This is a genomic window from Chitinibacter sp. S2-10, from assembly GCF_046530675.1.
Taxonomy (GTDB): Bacteria; Pseudomonadota; Gammaproteobacteria; order Burkholderiales; family Chitinibacteraceae; genus Chitinibacter.
On sequence record NZ_CP172558.1, the window covers coordinates 1,247,598 to 1,262,934 of the forward strand.

The 15,337-nt window shown below is 53.4% G+C and carries 15 protein-coding genes; 9 read left to right on the forward strand and 6 right to left on the reverse strand.

Annotated features, from left to right (window positions below):
- The first annotated feature begins 14 nt into the window (after positions 1-14).
- From atpG to ACG2XO_RS05995, 3 genes are read left to right on the forward strand one after another with little or no spacing between them, the layout of a single operon-like run.
- Positions 15-893, forward strand: coding sequence for a F0F1 ATP synthase subunit gamma (gene atpG, locus ACG2XO_RS05985; RefSeq protein WP_410499907.1), 879 nt, complete (start codon positions 15-17; stop codon positions 891-893).
- Between the two features lie 30 nt (positions 894-923).
- The gene (gene atpD / locus ACG2XO_RS05990; protein ID WP_410499908.1) at positions 924-2,303 is read left to right on the forward strand and encodes a F0F1 ATP synthase subunit beta; all 1,380 of its coding nucleotides are present in this window, start codon (positions 924-926) and stop codon (positions 2,301-2,303) included.
- An 11-nt stretch (positions 2,304-2,314) separates the two neighbouring features.
- The gene (locus ACG2XO_RS05995) at positions 2,315-2,743 is read left to right on the forward strand and encodes a F0F1 ATP synthase subunit epsilon (RefSeq protein ID WP_410499909.1); all 429 of its coding nucleotides are present in this window, start codon (positions 2,315-2,317) and stop codon (positions 2,741-2,743) included.
- Between the two features lie 131 nt (positions 2,744-2,874).
- Here ACG2XO_RS05995 and ACG2XO_RS06000 read toward each other — a convergent pair whose 3' ends face one another.
- Positions 2,875-3,375 (reverse strand): GNAT family N-acetyltransferase, encoded by a 501-nt coding sequence (locus tag ACG2XO_RS06000; RefSeq protein ID WP_410499910.1) that lies wholly within the window; start codon positions 3,373-3,375, stop codon positions 2,875-2,877.
- Positions 3,376-3,472: 97 nt separating this feature from the next.
- Positions 3,473-3,733, reverse strand: coding sequence for an accessory factor UbiK family protein (locus ACG2XO_RS06005; protein ID WP_410499911.1), 261 nt, complete (start codon positions 3,731-3,733; stop codon positions 3,473-3,475).
- Positions 3,734-3,974: 241 nt separating this feature from the next.
- Between ACG2XO_RS06005 and glnK the strand changes: the two genes are divergently transcribed.
- The 3 genes from glnK (at position 3,975) to ACG2XO_RS06020 (ending at position 7,631) form a co-directional block, all read left to right on the forward strand.
- Positions 3,975-4,313 carry a P-II family nitrogen regulator gene (glnK, locus tag ACG2XO_RS06010; protein ID WP_410499912.1) on the forward strand — a complete coding sequence of 113 codons (339 nt, stop codon included), beginning with the start codon at positions 3,975-3,977 and terminating at the stop codon, positions 4,311-4,313.
- A 25-nt stretch (positions 4,314-4,338) separates the two neighbouring features.
- Positions 4,339-5,835, forward strand: coding sequence for an ammonium transporter (gene amt / locus ACG2XO_RS06015; protein WP_410499913.1), 1,497 nt, complete (start codon positions 4,339-4,341; stop codon positions 5,833-5,835).
- Between the two features lie 173 nt (positions 5,836-6,008).
- The gene (locus tag ACG2XO_RS06020; RefSeq protein WP_410499914.1) at positions 6,009-7,631 is read left to right on the forward strand and encodes a methyl-accepting chemotaxis protein; all 1,623 of its coding nucleotides are present in this window, start codon (positions 6,009-6,011) and stop codon (positions 7,629-7,631) included.
- A 136-nt stretch (positions 7,632-7,767) separates the two neighbouring features.
- Here the strand turns inward: ACG2XO_RS06020 and ACG2XO_RS06025 are convergent, their stop codons facing one another.
- Positions 7,768-9,225 carry a methyl-accepting chemotaxis protein gene (locus ACG2XO_RS06025; RefSeq protein ID WP_410499915.1) on the reverse strand — a complete coding sequence of 486 codons (1,458 nt, stop codon included), beginning with the start codon at positions 9,223-9,225 and terminating at the stop codon, positions 7,768-7,770.
- On the reverse strand, positions 9,200-9,718 hold the full coding sequence (locus ACG2XO_RS06030) for a PAS domain-containing protein (protein WP_410499916.1): 519 nt from the start codon (positions 9,716-9,718) through the stop codon (positions 9,200-9,202). The genes ACG2XO_RS06025 and ACG2XO_RS06030 overlap by 26 nt, the downstream gene beginning before the upstream one ends.
- A gap of 218 nt (positions 9,719-9,936) precedes the next feature.
- Between ACG2XO_RS06030 and ACG2XO_RS06035 the strand changes: the two genes are divergently transcribed.
- Together ACG2XO_RS06035 and ACG2XO_RS06040 are read left to right on the forward strand one after the other, a co-directional pair.
- Positions 9,937-10,341 carry a carbohydrate-binding protein gene (locus tag ACG2XO_RS06035; RefSeq protein WP_410499917.1) on the forward strand — a complete coding sequence of 135 codons (405 nt, stop codon included), beginning with the start codon at positions 9,937-9,939 and terminating at the stop codon, positions 10,339-10,341.
- 25 nt (positions 10,342-10,366) lie between these two features.
- Positions 10,367-11,503 (forward strand): glycerate kinase, encoded by a 1,137-nt coding sequence (locus ACG2XO_RS06040; RefSeq protein ID WP_410499918.1) that lies wholly within the window; start codon positions 10,367-10,369, stop codon positions 11,501-11,503.
- A 229-nt stretch (positions 11,504-11,732) separates the two neighbouring features.
- On the opposite strand, the gene ACG2XO_RS06045 is transcribed toward ACG2XO_RS06040, so the two are convergent.
- Positions 11,733-12,137, reverse strand: coding sequence for an FKBP-type peptidyl-prolyl cis-trans isomerase (locus ACG2XO_RS06045; RefSeq protein ID WP_410499919.1), 405 nt, complete (start codon positions 12,135-12,137; stop codon positions 11,733-11,735).
- A 72-nt stretch (positions 12,138-12,209) separates the two neighbouring features.
- Positions 12,210-12,770 (reverse strand): YaeQ family protein, encoded by a 561-nt coding sequence (locus ACG2XO_RS06050; RefSeq protein WP_410499920.1) that lies wholly within the window; start codon positions 12,768-12,770, stop codon positions 12,210-12,212.
- Positions 12,771-13,199: 429 nt separating this feature from the next.
- Here ACG2XO_RS06050 and ACG2XO_RS06055 point away from each other — a divergent pair, with 429 nt between their 5' ends.
- Entirely contained in the window at positions 13,200-15,296 is a 2,097-nt protein-coding gene (locus tag ACG2XO_RS06055) for a DEAD/DEAH box helicase (protein ID WP_410499921.1), read from the forward strand.
- Positions 15,297-15,337: the final 41 nt, after the last annotated feature.

A 15,337-nucleotide genomic window follows, 5' to 3' on the forward strand; every position in this document is an offset into this window, starting at 1 on the left:
AAAAGGATCAGATCATGGCAGGCGGTAAAGAGATTCGTACCAAGATCAAAAGCGTAAAAAATACGCAAAAGATCACCCGCGCCATGGAAATGGTTGCCACGTCGAAAATGCGCAAGTCTCAGGAACGTATGAAAGCGGCTCGCCCTTACGGAGAAAAAATCCGTAGTGTGGCCGCTCACCTGAGCCAAGCCTTAGTCGACTATCAGCATCCATACCTCCAAACGCGCGAAACCGTCAAACGGGTTGGCCTGATTATGGTGACCTCGGACAAAGGCCTGTGTGGTGGTTTGAACACCAACTCGCTGCGTCTGGCTTTCACAAGCGTGAAAGACTGGCATCAAGCAGGCGTTGAGACGGTTGTAACAGCAATCGGCAATAAAGGTTACGGGTTTATGACCCGCAATGGCGCGAAGGTGATTTCTTCTGCCGTTGCTTTGGGCGATACCCCGCATCTGGAACAGCTGATTGGCCCGATCAAAGTAATGATCGATGCTTATATTGCCGGTGAAGTCGATGAAGTTCATATCGCTTACACGCGTTTCATCAATACGATGAAACAAGAGCCGGTCGTTGAGCAATTGCTGCCGCTGTCGAGTAGTGCATTTGAGCCGGCTACCAAGCCTGCGCGTACTCATAACTGGGAATACCTGTATGAGCCGGATGCAAAAACTGTCATTGATGACTTGATGAACCGTTACATCGAGGCTTTGGTTTACCAGGCCGTGGCGGAAAACATGGCGTCTGAAAATGCAGCTCGTATGGTGGCGATGAAGGCTGCAACCGACAACGCTGACAAGGTGATCGGCTCCCTGCAACTGTTGTATAACAAAACGCGTCAAGCTGCGATTACGAAAGAACTTTCGGAAATCGTATCTGGTGCAGCAGCAGTTTAATGGGCCCTGACGGATTAAAGGATTAGATAAATGAGCCAAGGTAAAATCGTACAAATCATTGGCCCGGTTGTTGACGTGCAATTTCCACGCGACAACCTGCCCAAGGTGTATGACGCGCTCAAACTCGTTGGCACAGACCTGACGCTGGAAGTTCAGCAGCAGCTCGGTGACGGCGTAGTGCGCGCCATTGCCATGGGTACGACCGATGGTATTAAACGTGGTACTAGCGTAAGCAATACTGGCGCACCGATTTCGGTGCCAGTGGGTAATGCAACGCTGGGTCGCATTATGGATGTATTGGGCAACCCAATCGACGAAGCAGGTCCTGTGAATGCCGAGGCAACTCGTGCTATTCACCAAGCCGCGCCTAAGTTCGACGAGTTGAACCAAAGCATTGACCTTCTGGAAACTGGTATCAAGGTGATTGACCTTGTTTGCCCGTTCGCCAAGGGTGGTAAAGTTGGTCTGTTCGGTGGTGCCGGTGTAGGCAAAACCGTAAACATGATGGAATTGATCAACAACATCGCTAAAGCGCACAGCGGTTTGTCTGTGTTTGCTGGTGTAGGTGAGCGTACTCGTGAGGGTAACGACTTCTACCACGAAATGAAGGACTCTAACGTTCTTGATAAAGTGGCGATGGTTTATGGTCAGATGAATGAGCCTCCAGGCAACCGTTTGCGCGTAGCGTTGACTGGTCTGTCTATCGCGGAACACTTCCGTGACGAAGGCCGTGACATCCTGTTCTTCGTAGACAACATCTACCGTTACACACTGGCCGGTACTGAAGTATCCGCTCTGTTGGGCCGTATGCCTTCAGCGGTAGGTTACCAGCCAACACTGGCTGAAGAGATGGGTGCTCTGCAAGAGCGTATCACTTCAACCAAAACTGGTTCGATTACATCGATTCAAGCCGTATATGTACCTGCGGATGACTTGACTGACCCGTCTCCAGCTACAACGTTCGCTCACTTGGATGCGACTGTCGTATTGAGCCGTGATATTGCATCTCTGGGTATCTACCCTGCGGTAGATCCACTGGATTCGACTTCACGTCAGCTGGACCCACAAGTGGTTGGCGAAGAACACTACACCGTAGCACGTGGTGTTCAGTCTACGCTGCAAAAGTACAAAGAATTGCAAGACATTATCGCGATTCTGGGTATGGACGAGTTGTCTCCAGAAGACAAACTGGCTGTATCACGTGCTCGTAAGATCCAGCGTTTCTTGTCACAACCGTTCCACGTGGCCGAAGTGTTCACGGGTTCTCCAGGCAAGTACGTTCCGCTCAAAGAAACCCTCAAGGGCTTCAAGGGCATCTTGAATGGCGATTACGATCACCTCCCAGAGCAGGCCTTCTACATGGTTGGCGGCATCGAAGAAGCGATCGAAAAAGCCAAATCGATGCAATAAGGGGTTAAGTGATGGCCATGACCATGCATGTGGACGTAGTTAGCGCTGAAGAACTGATCTACTCGGGTGCTGCAGAATTTGTTTCTGCGCCAGCCGACAAAGGTGAGATCGGTATCCTGCCGCGGCACGCGCCGCTGTTGACCCGCATTCGCCCGGGCGCGATCCGTATCAAGGTCGCAAACTCGAACGAAGATGATGTCATCCTGTTTGTTTCAGGTGGCATGCTCGAAGTTCAGCCGGATGGGGTAACGGTATTGGCCGACACTGCGATTCGTGGTGCAGACATCGACGAAGCCAAAGCGCAAGAAGCCAAGCGCAAGGCCGAAGAAGCGTTGAAAAACCACGCTTCTACGATGGACTTTGCCATGGCGCAGGCCGAATTGGTCGAAGCAGTTGCCAAACTTGCTGTCATCGACAAGATCAAACGGCGCGGCCACTAATCATCGCTCTGCGATGGTTTGCACTAAACAAAAAACCAGCCTTCGGGCTGGTTTTTTTATTGCCTTTTTTGCTCGGGTATTGCCTTGCAGGTCAATCAGCATGTTGGGTGTAGAGATATACCCCGATGTCGCTAGTCAAGTTTGCGCACAAAGTGCAAATGTCCCATTTCGCGCACATAACCCATTTTCTGATACAGGCGATGCGCATTCACATTTTCTGGCGAGGTTTGCATCGTGAGCATACCCACGCCAATCGCTTTGGCTTCCCGCTCGACGTGGGCAAGCAGCGCACCACCAATTTTTTGTCCGCGTAGTTCTGGCAGGACAAATAAATCATTCAGCACCCAGCTACGGCATAAACTCATCGATGAGAAGCTCTCAAAAACTTGAGTAAAACCAATGGCCTTATTCTGTGCATCACGAACCAGATACAGGCGTGAGTCTTTTAAGACCAAGCGTTCGGATAAAAAAGCGCGCGCCTCTTCGTGATCTTGAGAGTAATTTGCATAGCGCAGTGAAGTATCAATATAAAACTGACGGTAAGCAATAAAGAGGGGCGCCAGATCATCGAGGTCTAAAATGCCTGCATTACTGATTGCAAAGCTTGTTGTTGGGGTCGTTTCGATAGGCACAGCATTCTCTTTATTAAAAATTGATTTACCTTATGTTACAAAAAAACCGAGCAAGTAGCTCGGTTTTGTTTTGCTTGTTGTAAATCAAGAGACTGAGTTAAATGCCGTCCTGCGGGTTGTTAAATTGCAAACGGGATTCAAGGTCTGCAACCCGTGCTTCAAGCTGGGTGAGTGTCTCGCGAGTCCGCGCCAGCACTTCCTGCTGTACTTCAAATTCTTCCCGAGTGACTAAATCCAGTTTGCTAAATGCGCTACCCATCATGGCGCGAATATTTTTCTCTACGTCTTTAGCCGGACTGGCGGCGATGGCATCGGAAATTTTCCCGGTGATTTCATCAAAAAACTTGTCTTTCAGCATGATGCGCTCCTTGGCATGAATCTGTTTATGAGTTTAGCAGATTGGTTTCGGTTACAAGGTCGGTAATTGAGCACCAATCTGGTGCGAGCTGCTTATTCCAAGCTTTCTTGCTGGTTTAATTTAGTGCGTTTGCTGATTTTTTTCTTCCTAGTGCCTTGAATTTAATGAAATTTAAATCTTGGCATGCTTAATGCTAATGCTTGCATTGTCAGAATAAAACTGTCCATTCAAGGAGCAAACCATGAAATTCGTGACTGCAATTATTAAACCGTTCAAGCTCGATGAAGTTCGCGAAGCTTTATCCGAGATTGGTGTACAGGGTTTGACTGTGACCGAAGTGAAAGGTTTCGGGCGGCAAAAAGGTCATACGGAGCTATACCGCGGTGCTGAATATGTGGTCGATTTTTTGCCCAAAGTAAAAATCGAAATCGCGATTGCCGACGAATTACTCGAACAGGCAACCGAGGCGATCGAAAAAGCGGCGCATACCGGCAAGATTGGTGATGGCAAGATTTTTGTTTTCGAGTTGGCCCATATTGTCCGGATTCGCACTGGCGAAACGGGCGAAGCGGCGATCTAATTCTGAGCGATCTGGAGAGAGCGAAATGAAAAAATTCCTGGGATCTATTGCGCTACTGGGCGCGATGTTATTTGCGGCCCCCACTTTTGCCGAAGACGCATCAGCGGTGGCCTCAGCAGTTGCAGTTGAAGTGGCCGTTGCCAGCGAAGTTAAAGCTGACGTGGCGGTTGAACAAGCGTCGGCCACGGCGCCTGCCGCTGCACCTGCCATCACGATCAACAAGGGCGACAATACCTGGCTGCTGGTTGCAACAGCTTTGGTGATCCTGATGTCGATTCCTGGCTTGGCCTTGTTCTACGGCGGTCTGGTTCGCAGCAAAAACATGCTGTCGGTGCTGATGCAGGTCTTTACCGTATTTAGCCTGATTTCGATTCTGTGGGTCGTTTACGGCTACAGCCTGGCGTTTACCGAAGGCAATGCGTTTATTGGTTCGCTCAATAAAATCATGCTCAAAGGCGTGACGCCCGATTCGATTGCGGCGACGTGGAATAAAGGCATCGGTATTTCAGAAATGATCTACATCGCCTTCCAGGGCGCATTTGCCGCGATTACATGTGGTCTGATCGTTGGTTCGTTTGCTGAACGCATCAAATTTTCTGCCGTGCTGGTGTTCTGCGTCATCTGGTTTACCTTCTCGTACATTCCGATGGCGCATATGGTTTGGTACTGGGCTGGTCCTGATGCTTACACTTCTGCCGAAGCTGGCGCTGCTGCAACCGCGACTGCAGGCTACCTGTTCAAAGACGGTGCGTTGGATTTTGCCGGTGGTACTGTCGTTCACATCAATGCAGCGGTTGCGGGTCTGGTAGGTTCTTACTTTGTAGGCAAACGCATCGGTTACGGTCGTGATCCGATGACGCCGCATAGCCTGACGATGACAATGATTGGTGCTTCCCTGCTGTGGTTTGGCTGGTTCGGTTTCAATGCCGGTTCGGCACTGGAAGCCAACGGTATCGCTGCATTGGCCTTCCTGAATACCTGGATTGCACCGGCAGCAGCGGCCATGAGCTGGTTGGTGGCTGAATGGATTCTGAAAGGCAAGCCATCATTGCTCGGCGCAGCGTCTGGCGCGGTGGCCGGTCTGGTCGTGATTACGCCGGCTGCGGGCTTTGTCGGTGTTGGTGGTGGCCTGATCATGGGTCTGATCGCTGGTGTTGCTGGCTTGTGGGGCGTGCATGGTCTGAAGCGTCTGCTGGGTGCTGATGATTCACTCGACGTATTTGGTGTACACGGTGTTTGCGGTATCTTGGGTGCGATTCTGACTGGCGTATTTGCCAGCCCGGATCTGGGTGGTACTGGTGTTTGGGATTATGTCGCCAACGGTGTTGCCAGCGGTTACAGCATTGCCACTCAAGTCAAAATCCAGTTGATTGGCGTGGTATTGACGATTGTCTGGTCAGGCGTGGTCGCAATCGTTGCCTATAAACTGGTCGATATGACGATGGGTCTGCGTGTGAAAGAAGACGCTGAACGTGAAGGTCTGGATGTGACCAGCCACGGCGAGAAAGCATATAACTTTTAATTCAGGCTGTTTTTGAGTGGACTTGTTCCGCCATATTCTCAAAGCTCACCTGCGGGTGAGCTTTTCTTTTGCTGTTAAAGCATCCCCTTGCGCTCATAACGCAGTTGGCAAGAGTTGGCGCGATCAACTACAAATTAATGACCTTCGCACTGAACTCACAACGGAGTTTGGCCATGCAGCAATGGAAAATTGGTACTCAAATTATGGTGTTGGGCGTGCTGGCGCTGTCGGGCATGTTGCTGATCGGCCTGATTGGTTATGTCGGCAATCAACGGTTGGTCAACAGCATAGAGTCGGTCAGTATCACCAGCACTTTGCTGCGTAATCAAACCGAGGCTGACATGATGCACGATGGTATTCGTGCCGATGTGCTCGATATGTTCCGCCTCTCGACGCAGGAAAGCCCCAGTGCAGAAGAACTCAATGAAGTCCGGGGAGGGCTGGCGGAGCACCTGCAGAATTTCAATCGTCTGGTCGCTGAAAATGATCGGATGCCTCTGTCGCCCAATCAGCGCGCGGCGATGAATGAACTTAAACCAGACCTCAGCAATTATGTGCGAATGGCGCAAGCGACTGCAGATCAGTTTGAGCAACATAGTGGCGATGCCAGCGAAGCGTATAAGCAATTTTTTGCCGCTTTCCTGAGTCTGGAAGAGCGGATGGAGAAGTTCAGTTCATTGATTGAAAATGATATCCATCAGGCGACCGACCAGCAAAAAGCCATTATTGAGCAAGGACAGCTACTGATTTTATTGTCGGTCGTGATTCTACTGGTGGCCTTAGCCATCGCCGTTGGGCTGGTCACGCGCGGTATTACGCGGCCGATCAAATCCGTTGGCGTATTTTTAGATCAATTGCAGGGTGATTTGCGGCAACGCTTGCCCGATTTTGGACGTAATGAATTAGGAGATATGGGACGGGCGGTGAACGAGCTGATTACCAATCAGGCTAATACGGTCCGACTGATTCAGCGCGCAGCAGAAGATGTCGGACAAGTTGCGCTGCAACTGAAGGATCGCTCAAATCTGACGCATGATCTGACTGAGCAAGTCAATCATGAAGCCCGGCATATCGATGAAATTACCTCGCAACTGGCCGATTCGGTTGAGGAAGTGCTGCAGCGCGTTGATCTCGCAGCACAGCGGGCTTTAACGGCAAGCAATACCGCATCAGAGGCGCATGCCAGCATGTTTCGCTCGCACGAAGTGACTGCCGATCTGATTAATGTCGCCAAGCAGGCTTCGGGAATCATTGAAAACCTGGGTTCTGCAGCGAATGAAATCAGCAGTATTGCTGCAGTCATCAAGGAAATTGCCGATCAGACCAATCTGCTGGCACTGAACGCGGCGATTGAAGCTGCGCGCGCAGGTGAATCGGGGCGCGGTTTTGCTGTTGTCGCCGACGAAGTGCGCAAACTGGCCGAACGAACTGCGGCATCGACCACGGATATTGCCAAAATGACCCAGCATATTACCCAGGCCACTGGCGAAGCGACCCGGGCGATGCATCAGGTCAGTGATGGCGTAAACCGGGGGGCGCTCGAAGTCGAAAGTGCCATGACCGGGCAGGATGCGATCGTGCGCGATACGGAAGACATGAAGCAAATCTCCGATGGCATTGCGCGGGCAGCCCAGCAGGAAACGGCTGCAATCGCCGATGCGACGGCCGTCTTGAACGAAATCAGCACGAAAATCGAAAATGCATCCGAAGCCGTTCAGACCATGAACAGCGATACCGATACATTGAGTCGTGTCGTTGCCGAGCTACAGAAAAACGTGGCGCAATTCAAAGTGTAATTTGATTCAGTGCCAAATATCGAAGTAATAAAAAAGTGCTCTTTTCGAGCACTTTTTTATTATACCTTAATAGGGTATTGGCCTATATTCCTCAATTTGCAATGCTTTATGACGTATACCCTAGATGTATTGCGGGTCAGCGACCATGTTTCTGATGAACCAGCGCATCGAGTGACTGAAACAATTTCTGGCTGGCCGCTTCAACGGCGCTGAACTGCTGGCGGATTTTATGCTGGCGTTCCGGCTCGTCGGGCCAGTTGCCGGCCGCCAGTCCGACGATTTCATGCATTGCCGAATACAGATTCTGCTGTGGTGAGGCCAGCTCTCTGTAAGCGCTGTGACGGGTGTAGTCGCTGTTCTGGCTGATTGCGCCGTACCATTGTCCAAAAGCGCTGTCTTCTGCCTGGATTTGCAAGTGGCGTTTGGCCTGTTGCGCCAGATCGCCGCCAATCAAGCTGATATAACCGTTTTGTTTGAAGTACAGCGTTTCCACTTTGGCCTGCGAGGTGTGACAAACGTCCTGCACGTAGGCGATTCGCTGCAAAGCTTGTTTGGCGCGCTGCTCGCTATTGGCAAAACTTTGCTCGATACCACTGACGTTCTCGCCCGATTCGTGCGCCATTTGCCGCATCTGGCGGCTGACTTCGCTAATGCTGCTCGCGTTGCTGCTGAGCTCAAGCATGACCTTGCCGATCTCGCTCGACGCCACTTTACTGCGTTCGGCCAGTTTTCTGACTTCATCGGCGACCACTGCAAAACCGCGTCCTTGCTCGCCAGCGCGCGCCGCTTCAATCGCCGCATTGAGTGCCAGCAAATTGGTTTGATCGGCCAGCTCGGCGATCATGCTGACCGAGTTGCTGACTTTGTCGGCCAGTGCGCCAAAACCGTCGACTGCCGTATTGGTCAGATCGATATGCCCGATCATATTCATCAATGCCGTTACCAGTTGTTCGACTTGCTGGTGGCTGTGTTCGGCATCGGCGACATTCTGGCTCGACAGTTCGGCCAGATCATCGCTTGCTTTGGCAATGCCGAGCATATCGCCTTGCGTCATTTCCAGATTGGCGAGCAGGTTGCCGGTGTTCAGCTCGCTCAGTTGCGAGAGTAAGCCGTTACGGCGTTCCTTGATGGCGTTTTTTTCCAATACCGTCAGCGATTCATTGGTGCGTTCGAGCGAGTCGCGAAATACGCCGTGCAGGCCAACGGCTTGCGCCCGGCGGAAAAACCGACCCTGACCGGCCATTTGCAGCACCGTTTGCTGTTCGCGAAAACACGCTTCGAGCTGGTCGAGCATGTCGTTGATTGCCCAGCTGATACGGCCAAATTCATCCATATTCGGAATATTGAGTACCCGGCCCGTCACCTTGCCGGCGGCGACATCGTGCGCGACCGTTTCCAGCTGGGTCAGCAAGGCCATATCGGTTCGCGAGCGCAAGACATACAGATGCCCGGTGATGATTCCGGCCAAGAGCGGAATCAGCAGCCAGACGCTAAAACCGTACAGAAACCAGGCCAGCAGAAAATTGAGTCCCAGCAGGCTGCAGAGAAACACAACGATAAGCGAAACTCTAGAGTGAAAGGACAAGTTCTTCATAACTAACCCCGTGTTGCTTGAGTACCGATTGCAAAAGTGCCAAAGATGCTTCGCAAGCGTCGCGCGGCCCGGCTTTCTGTTCTTCGGCCAGCATTTGCTGATATAAATCCTGGCAGGTATTGATCGCACTGCGTTTGGGGCTGCGGCGTACAGACAGATACCCTATGATATTGCCGTTGCTATCGTAGTCGGGGGTGACATTGGCCATCACCCAGTAAAAGCTGCCGTCCTTGGCCATGTTTTTGACATAGGCAAAAACTTCCTGCCCGCTGGCGATGGTGTCCCACAGAAACTTGAATACGCCGCGTGGCATATCAGGATGACGAATGATATTGTGTTGTGCACCCAATAATTCACGCTCGGAATAGCCGGAAAACTCGATGAAAATCCGGTTGCCATAAGTAATCCGGCCTTTGGTATCGGTTTTGGAAACGATAAAGTCGTTTTCCCGCATGATTTTTTCATGCTGAGTGGGGGTAATCCGATTCTTCATAAGTCATCCTTGATCAAGCCGGTGCGAGGGTCGGGCTGATGGGTGTTTGATGCTTCGATATTGAATATATTAGGCTCTACTGATGTTTTGTTTGCGTTGTTTTCGAATTTGTTGAATGCATGAGCGCAGATGACAGATCGATTGCGAAATCGATCAATTCTCATTTGATGTCATTGCTATGTATAGATAAAAATTACCTTTTTAGAGTGAGTTTAAGCATGAAGAAGTTGGGTTTGGGTTTCGCAATATTGCTGTGTTGCTCGCTCGTCTGGGCGCAGCAGGCGTGGCAGGAAGGTCGGCATTATGGCAAGGGCGAGCGGGTTAGCTATCGGGGGAAAAATTACGAAGCACTGCAGGCGCACGATGCCGCCAAAGGTGCAAACTGGAATCCGCTCGAAGCACCTGCGCTCTGGCGCAAAATCGACGCAGTACCGGCAGGCGGGACGGGTCATGGCTGGCGCGAAGGCGTGCAGTATCAGGCCGGGCAGATGGTGATTTATCGCGGGCAAAAATATCGCTGCCTGCAAGCGCATCAGGCCGTTGCTGGCGCAGGCTGGAGCCCGGATCAGGCGCCGAGCTTGTGGGAAAAATTAACGCCTGCGCCATCTTCTGCATCGCGTTAAACCCAACATGACCCAGAGCCGATCGATGAAAAAAATAGTGATCGCCCCCGATTCATTTAAGGAATCGCTCAGCGCCAAACAGGTTGCGCACGAAATCGCCGCAGCGCTCCAATCGCAGTTGCCAGAGATTGAAATCGTGCAAGTACCGATGGCCGACGGTGGCGAAGGCACGCTGGCTGCGCTTATCGACGCGACGGGAGGGCTGCTGCACTCCGCCAGCGTCCACGACCCCTTGGGTGATGAAATCGTTGCGCAGTGGGGAATGCTCGGCGATGGGCAAACCGCCGTGATCGAAATGGCGGCGGCCAGTGGCCTGATGCTGATTTCGCCCGAGCGCCGCAATCCGCTGCTGAGCAGCAGCGAAGGCACTGGCGAGCTGATCAAGGCTGCGCTCGATGCCGGAGCACGGCGCTTTATTCTGGCGTTGGGCGGATCGGCGACCAATGACGGCGGCAGCGGGATGTTGCGGGTTTTGGGCGTCCAGTTTTACGACGCAGAAGGTCAGATGCTGGCCGCCGGAGGCGCTGCGCTGAGCCGTTTGGCGCGGATTGATGTTGAGGGTCTGGATCAACGTCTGGTGCAGTGCGAATTTGACATCGCCTGCGACGTTAATCACCCGCTTACTGGCGCGCGCGGTGCGTCGGCAACGTTTGGCTCGCAAAAAGGCGCCACGCCAGAAATGGTGGCCACACTCGATGCCGCGCTAAGCCATTACGCACAGATCATTCGTGAACAATTACATCAAGACGTTGAACACCTTGCCGGTGCTGGCGCGGCAGGCGGGATGGGCGCAGCGGCTTTGGCGTTTTTTCGCTGTCGCTTGCGCCGGGGCGTCGACATTGTGCTTGAAGCAACGGGGCTGGCGCAGCATCTGCTTGACGCCGATCTGGTGATTACCGGCGAAGGCCGTCTGGATGGGCAGAGTCTTTGCGGCAAAACGCCAATCGGCGTCGCGCAACTGGCCAAGCAATACCAGCTGCCGGTCATTGCGATTGTCGGTTGCGTGGGTGACGGCGTCGATCAGGTGTACGAGCATGGCATCGACGCGGTGTTTTCGTGCGTCGATCGACCCATGTCGCAGGAAGAAGCGCTCGCCAACGCCCAGAGCAATCTGCGCCGCGTTGCGCTCAATATTGCTGCGCTGATTAAAATTAAATCCTGATTAGGTAGCCACTTCAGCAAACCCTGTTTCGTCATTCCGGCGAAAGCCGGAATCTAGCCGCAATGCTTGTTTGAACAGCGCTCTGGGTACCGGCTTTTGCCTTTAGGTACACAGAGTGCGCCGGTACGACGATTTGCTGAGATAGCCGCCTAATCATTAAATAAATTGCAAGGGTATCTTTGTATGGTCCTTGATAAATAATGGCTATATGCGGATACCCGTTGCGGTATTACATAATCTTCAGCAATTCCACTTCAAAAATCAGCGTCGCATTCGGCGGAATCACACCCGGTACGCCGCGTTCGCCATAAGCCAGTTTCGGCGGGCAAACCAGTTTGGCTTTGCCGCCTTCGCGGATTTTCTGCACGCCTTCAGTCCAGCAAGGTACCACGCGGCTCAATGGAAAGGTCGCTGGTTCGCCGCGTTTGTACGAGCTATCGAATTCCTTGCCATCAGGCAAAGTGCCACGGTAATGCACGCTAACGGTGTCGAGCGCTTTCGGTGCCGCGCCTTTGCCTTCTTTCAGTGTCGTGATTTCGATTCCCGACTCGGTCTTGATGGTTTTGGCCGCTTCGCTCGCATACGCGGTCAGGCTAAGGCTGGAGATGAGCAGGGCAGCAAGCAGAGATTTCATAAAACATCCTTTATGTGGGGTATTGCTCTGTGAGTAATATGCAGATTGCTCTGCGTCAGTATACATACTGGACTACTGGTTGACGACTTGCCCCATGTTCAGCAAAGCGCGCGGCTCGACGAGGACATTGTGCGTGTTATCCGACACCCAGGTCTGGCCGTCCTGAATTGTGAATTGCAACTGCATCGTGCGTTCGGTCATTTTGGCGAGTTCAGCCAGCGTTTCGGCATCGACGCCGACAACGTTCAAATGATCAAAACGCGTCAGCTGGCCTTTGATGCCGTCAAACCAGATATCCACCACGCGCGCGCCGTAGGCGTAAATCCAGACTTCGGCTGAGCGCCCGCACGCTTTCTTGATGCGCTTTTCGTCGGGCATGCCCAGATCGATCCATTGCTCGATTGCGCCGGTCAGATCGCGCTGCCAGATATCAGGCTCGTCGTCGGCACACAGGCCGCGAGTGAGTTCGAGTGATTCGCTGGCGTGGCGGGCAAAAGCCACCAGCCGCAACATCATGCGTTCGTCAGTTTCGGATGGATGGCGTGCGATGGTCAGCTGGTGAGTCGCGTAATAATTGCGATCCATATCGCTGATATTGAGTTCGGCTTTGAAAACCGTTGATTTGATGGCCATGAGACAGTGCAAAAGCGGAAAAGATCGTAGTGTAGCGCTTTCGCCTTCGGCTTGTATCAGGCCGTAGCCGTTCGGAGTGATCGGTACAACGCCGGATGGATGTACCGGCAGAAATCGACCATTGATCAAATAAACAGCACAAAGCGACCTTTTTTGCATACAGCGTTTGTTTTTTTGACTAAATACTCTGTAGAATCCGAGTTTTAGCGCCCAACCAATCGGCGCGCCGTGGTGTAGTGCTAAGTCATGGTTCAAAAATTCTATCGCAAGGCACCAAGCCGAAAGCAGTACAAGCTGTACGGCGAGGCGTGGTAACGCAGCGAGCGCATTTTTGCCTGTCTACTTAGTCACCCGGCCTCCCTCATCCATTTACCTCAACCTGCCCTGGATTGGTATCGCGCCCGCGATAGGCCGCAGCAGGAATATTCAATGTCTGAACTGACTTTTGCCGATCTTAAATTGGCCGAGCCGCTATTGCGTGCTGTTGCTGAAACTGGTTACACCACACCGACGCCGATTCAGGCGCAGGCCATCCCTCAAGTGGTACTCGGTGGTGATTTGCTCGCCGCAGCACAAACCGGAACCGGGAAAACCGCCGGATTTACTTTACCGATTTTGCAGCGACTGATTGATAAAGGTGCGCCAACGAGCCAGAAAGGCGCACCGCGTGTATTGATTCTGACGCCGACGCGTGAATTGGCCGCGCAGGTCGAAGAATCGGTCAAAACCTACGGCAAATACCTGCCGTACACGTCGATGGTGATGTTTGGCGGTGTCAATATCAAACCGCAACACCGTCGCCTGCATTCGCCGCTCGATATTCTGGTCGCCACGCCGGGCCGTCTGCTCGACCATGCTGGCCAGAACACGGTCGATTTGTCTGCTGTAGAAATCCTGGTGCTGGACGAAGCGGATCGCATGCTCGATATGGGCTTTATCCACGATATCAAAAAGGTACTCAAACTCGTTCCGGCCGAACGCCAGAACCTGCTGTTCTCGGCGACGTTTAGCGACGAAATCAAAGAGCTCGCTGACAAGCTGCTCAATAATCCGGCATTGATCGAAGTGGCGCGCCGCAATACGACGAACGAACTCGTCAGCCAGCGCGTGCATCTGGTCGACCGCGATAAAAAGCTGCCGCTGCTGACGCATCTGATTCAGGAAGGCGATTGGCATCAGGTCTTGGTGTTTATGCGCACCAAGCACGCGTGTAATCGCGTCGCTGAAAAATTGAACAAAGACGGCATCACCGCGATGGCGATTCACGGCAATAAGAGCCAGAACGCCCGCACCGCAGCGCTGGCGCAATTTAAAACCGGCGAGCTGCAAGTGCTCGTTGCGACCGACATCGCCGCGCGTGGCCTCGATATTGAAGAATTGCCGCACGTGGTCAATTTTGAATTGCCGAATGTGCCGGAAGACTACGTTCACCGCATTGGCCGTACTGGCCGCGCCGGTTGTACCGGCGAAGCGCTGTCTTTGGTCTGCGTCGATGAATTGAAATTCCTCGCCGACATCGAAAAACTGACCAAGCAAAGCATCCCGAAATTTATCGTTCCCGGCTTTGAGGCCGATTTGACCGTCAAGCCTGAGCCGATTGTTCGCGGTGGCCTCGGTCGTGATCGCCCGCCGCGCAATCCGCGCAACGCGAATTCTCGTCCGCCTAAGGGTTGGAACAAAGCCAACGCCGAAGCGCTGCAAGCTGAAAAAGACGCAATGCTCGCCGCCGGTGCCAGCCCGGAAGAAGTTGCCAAAGCGATGGCAGCGAAAAAAGCCGCCGCTGAAAGCAATGCGCAGCGCCGGAGTCCACGCAATCCACAAGCGCGCCAGCCACGTGCTGAAGGCGCAGCGAGCAGCGATGAACCCGCTCGCGAACCGCGTTCGCCGCGTCCACCCCGCGATGGTCAGCCACGGACGGCTGATCGTAACCGTCGCCCTGCGGGTGAAGGTCGTGCCGACGGCGAACAACGCGCTCCGCGTCAGGACAGAGGCTCACGCAACGATAGCCGTGGCGGCCGTCCAGCCGGTGACGCACGTTCGAGCGAGCAACGTCGCCCACGTTCTGAGGGCGCGCCTGGCCGTGCCCCGCGTGAAAACTACGACGAACGTCAACCGATGTCGAACGCCAACGCCTTGCCTGCCGAGCTGATGCAAGGTGGTCGTCGTGGCAGTGGCCAGCGCCGCAGCAACGGTAATAGCTACGATCCACTGGGCGGCTTCCCGCCGATTCCACGCCAAGGCGGTTATTACGACAAGCCGGAAACGGGCGGTCGTGGCGGTTCACGCGGTGACAGCCGAGGGGGCTCGCGCCCAGCCGGTCGCGACGGCGCACCGCGTCCTGACACGCGCGGCGGTCGTCCATCTGCGCGTGATGGTCGTCCGGCCGCACGCGATGCGAACCGTACCGATCATCGCAAACCGCAAACGCACACACCGCATTCGGAAGGCCACCAAGGCCAGCAACGTCGCCGCTCAGCACCCACCGCCGCGCTACTCGGCGGCGGCAAACCGCGCGACGAAGAGTAATCAATGATATTCCCCCCTTCTGCGAAGGGGGGTTAGGGGCA

Coding starts and splice junctions, on each gene's coding strand:
- atpG (WP_410499907.1), top strand. CDS start 15: ATGGCAGGCGGTAAAGAGATTCGTACCAAGATCAAAAGCGTAAAAAAT.
- atpD (WP_410499908.1), top strand. CDS start 924: ATGAGCCAAGGTAAAATCGTACAAATCATTGGCCCGGTTGTTGACGTG.
- ACG2XO_RS06050 (WP_410499920.1), bottom strand. CDS start 12,770: ATGGCCATCAAATCAACGGTTTTCAAAGCCGAACTCAATATCAGCGAT.
- ACG2XO_RS06025 (WP_410499915.1), bottom strand. CDS start 9,225: ATGAAGAACTTGTCCTTTCACTCTAGAGTTTCGCTTATCGTTGTGTTT.
- ACG2XO_RS06035 (WP_410499917.1), top strand. CDS start 9,937: ATGAAGAAGTTGGGTTTGGGTTTCGCAATATTGCTGTGTTGCTCGCTC.
- ACG2XO_RS06055 (WP_410499921.1), top strand. CDS start 13,200: ATGTCTGAACTGACTTTTGCCGATCTTAAATTGGCCGAGCCGCTATTG.
- ACG2XO_RS06020 (WP_410499914.1), top strand. CDS start 6,009: ATGCAGCAATGGAAAATTGGTACTCAAATTATGGTGTTGGGCGTGCTG.
- amt (WP_410499913.1), top strand. CDS start 4,339: ATGAAAAAATTCCTGGGATCTATTGCGCTACTGGGCGCGATGTTATTT.
- glnK (WP_410499912.1), top strand. CDS start 3,975: ATGAAATTCGTGACTGCAATTATTAAACCGTTCAAGCTCGATGAAGTT.
- ACG2XO_RS06030 (WP_410499916.1), bottom strand. CDS start 9,718: ATGAAGAATCGGATTACCCCCACTCAGCATGAAAAAATCATGCGGGAA.
- ACG2XO_RS06045 (WP_410499919.1), bottom strand. CDS start 12,137: ATGAAATCTCTGCTTGCTGCCCTGCTCATCTCCAGCCTTAGCCTGACC.
- ACG2XO_RS06005 (WP_410499911.1), bottom strand. CDS start 3,733: ATGCTGAAAGACAAGTTTTTTGATGAAATCACCGGGAAAATTTCCGAT.
- ACG2XO_RS06040 (WP_410499918.1), top strand. CDS start 10,367: ATGAAAAAAATAGTGATCGCCCCCGATTCATTTAAGGAATCGCTCAGC.
- ACG2XO_RS05995 (WP_410499909.1), top strand. CDS start 2,315: ATGGCCATGACCATGCATGTGGACGTAGTTAGCGCTGAAGAACTGATC.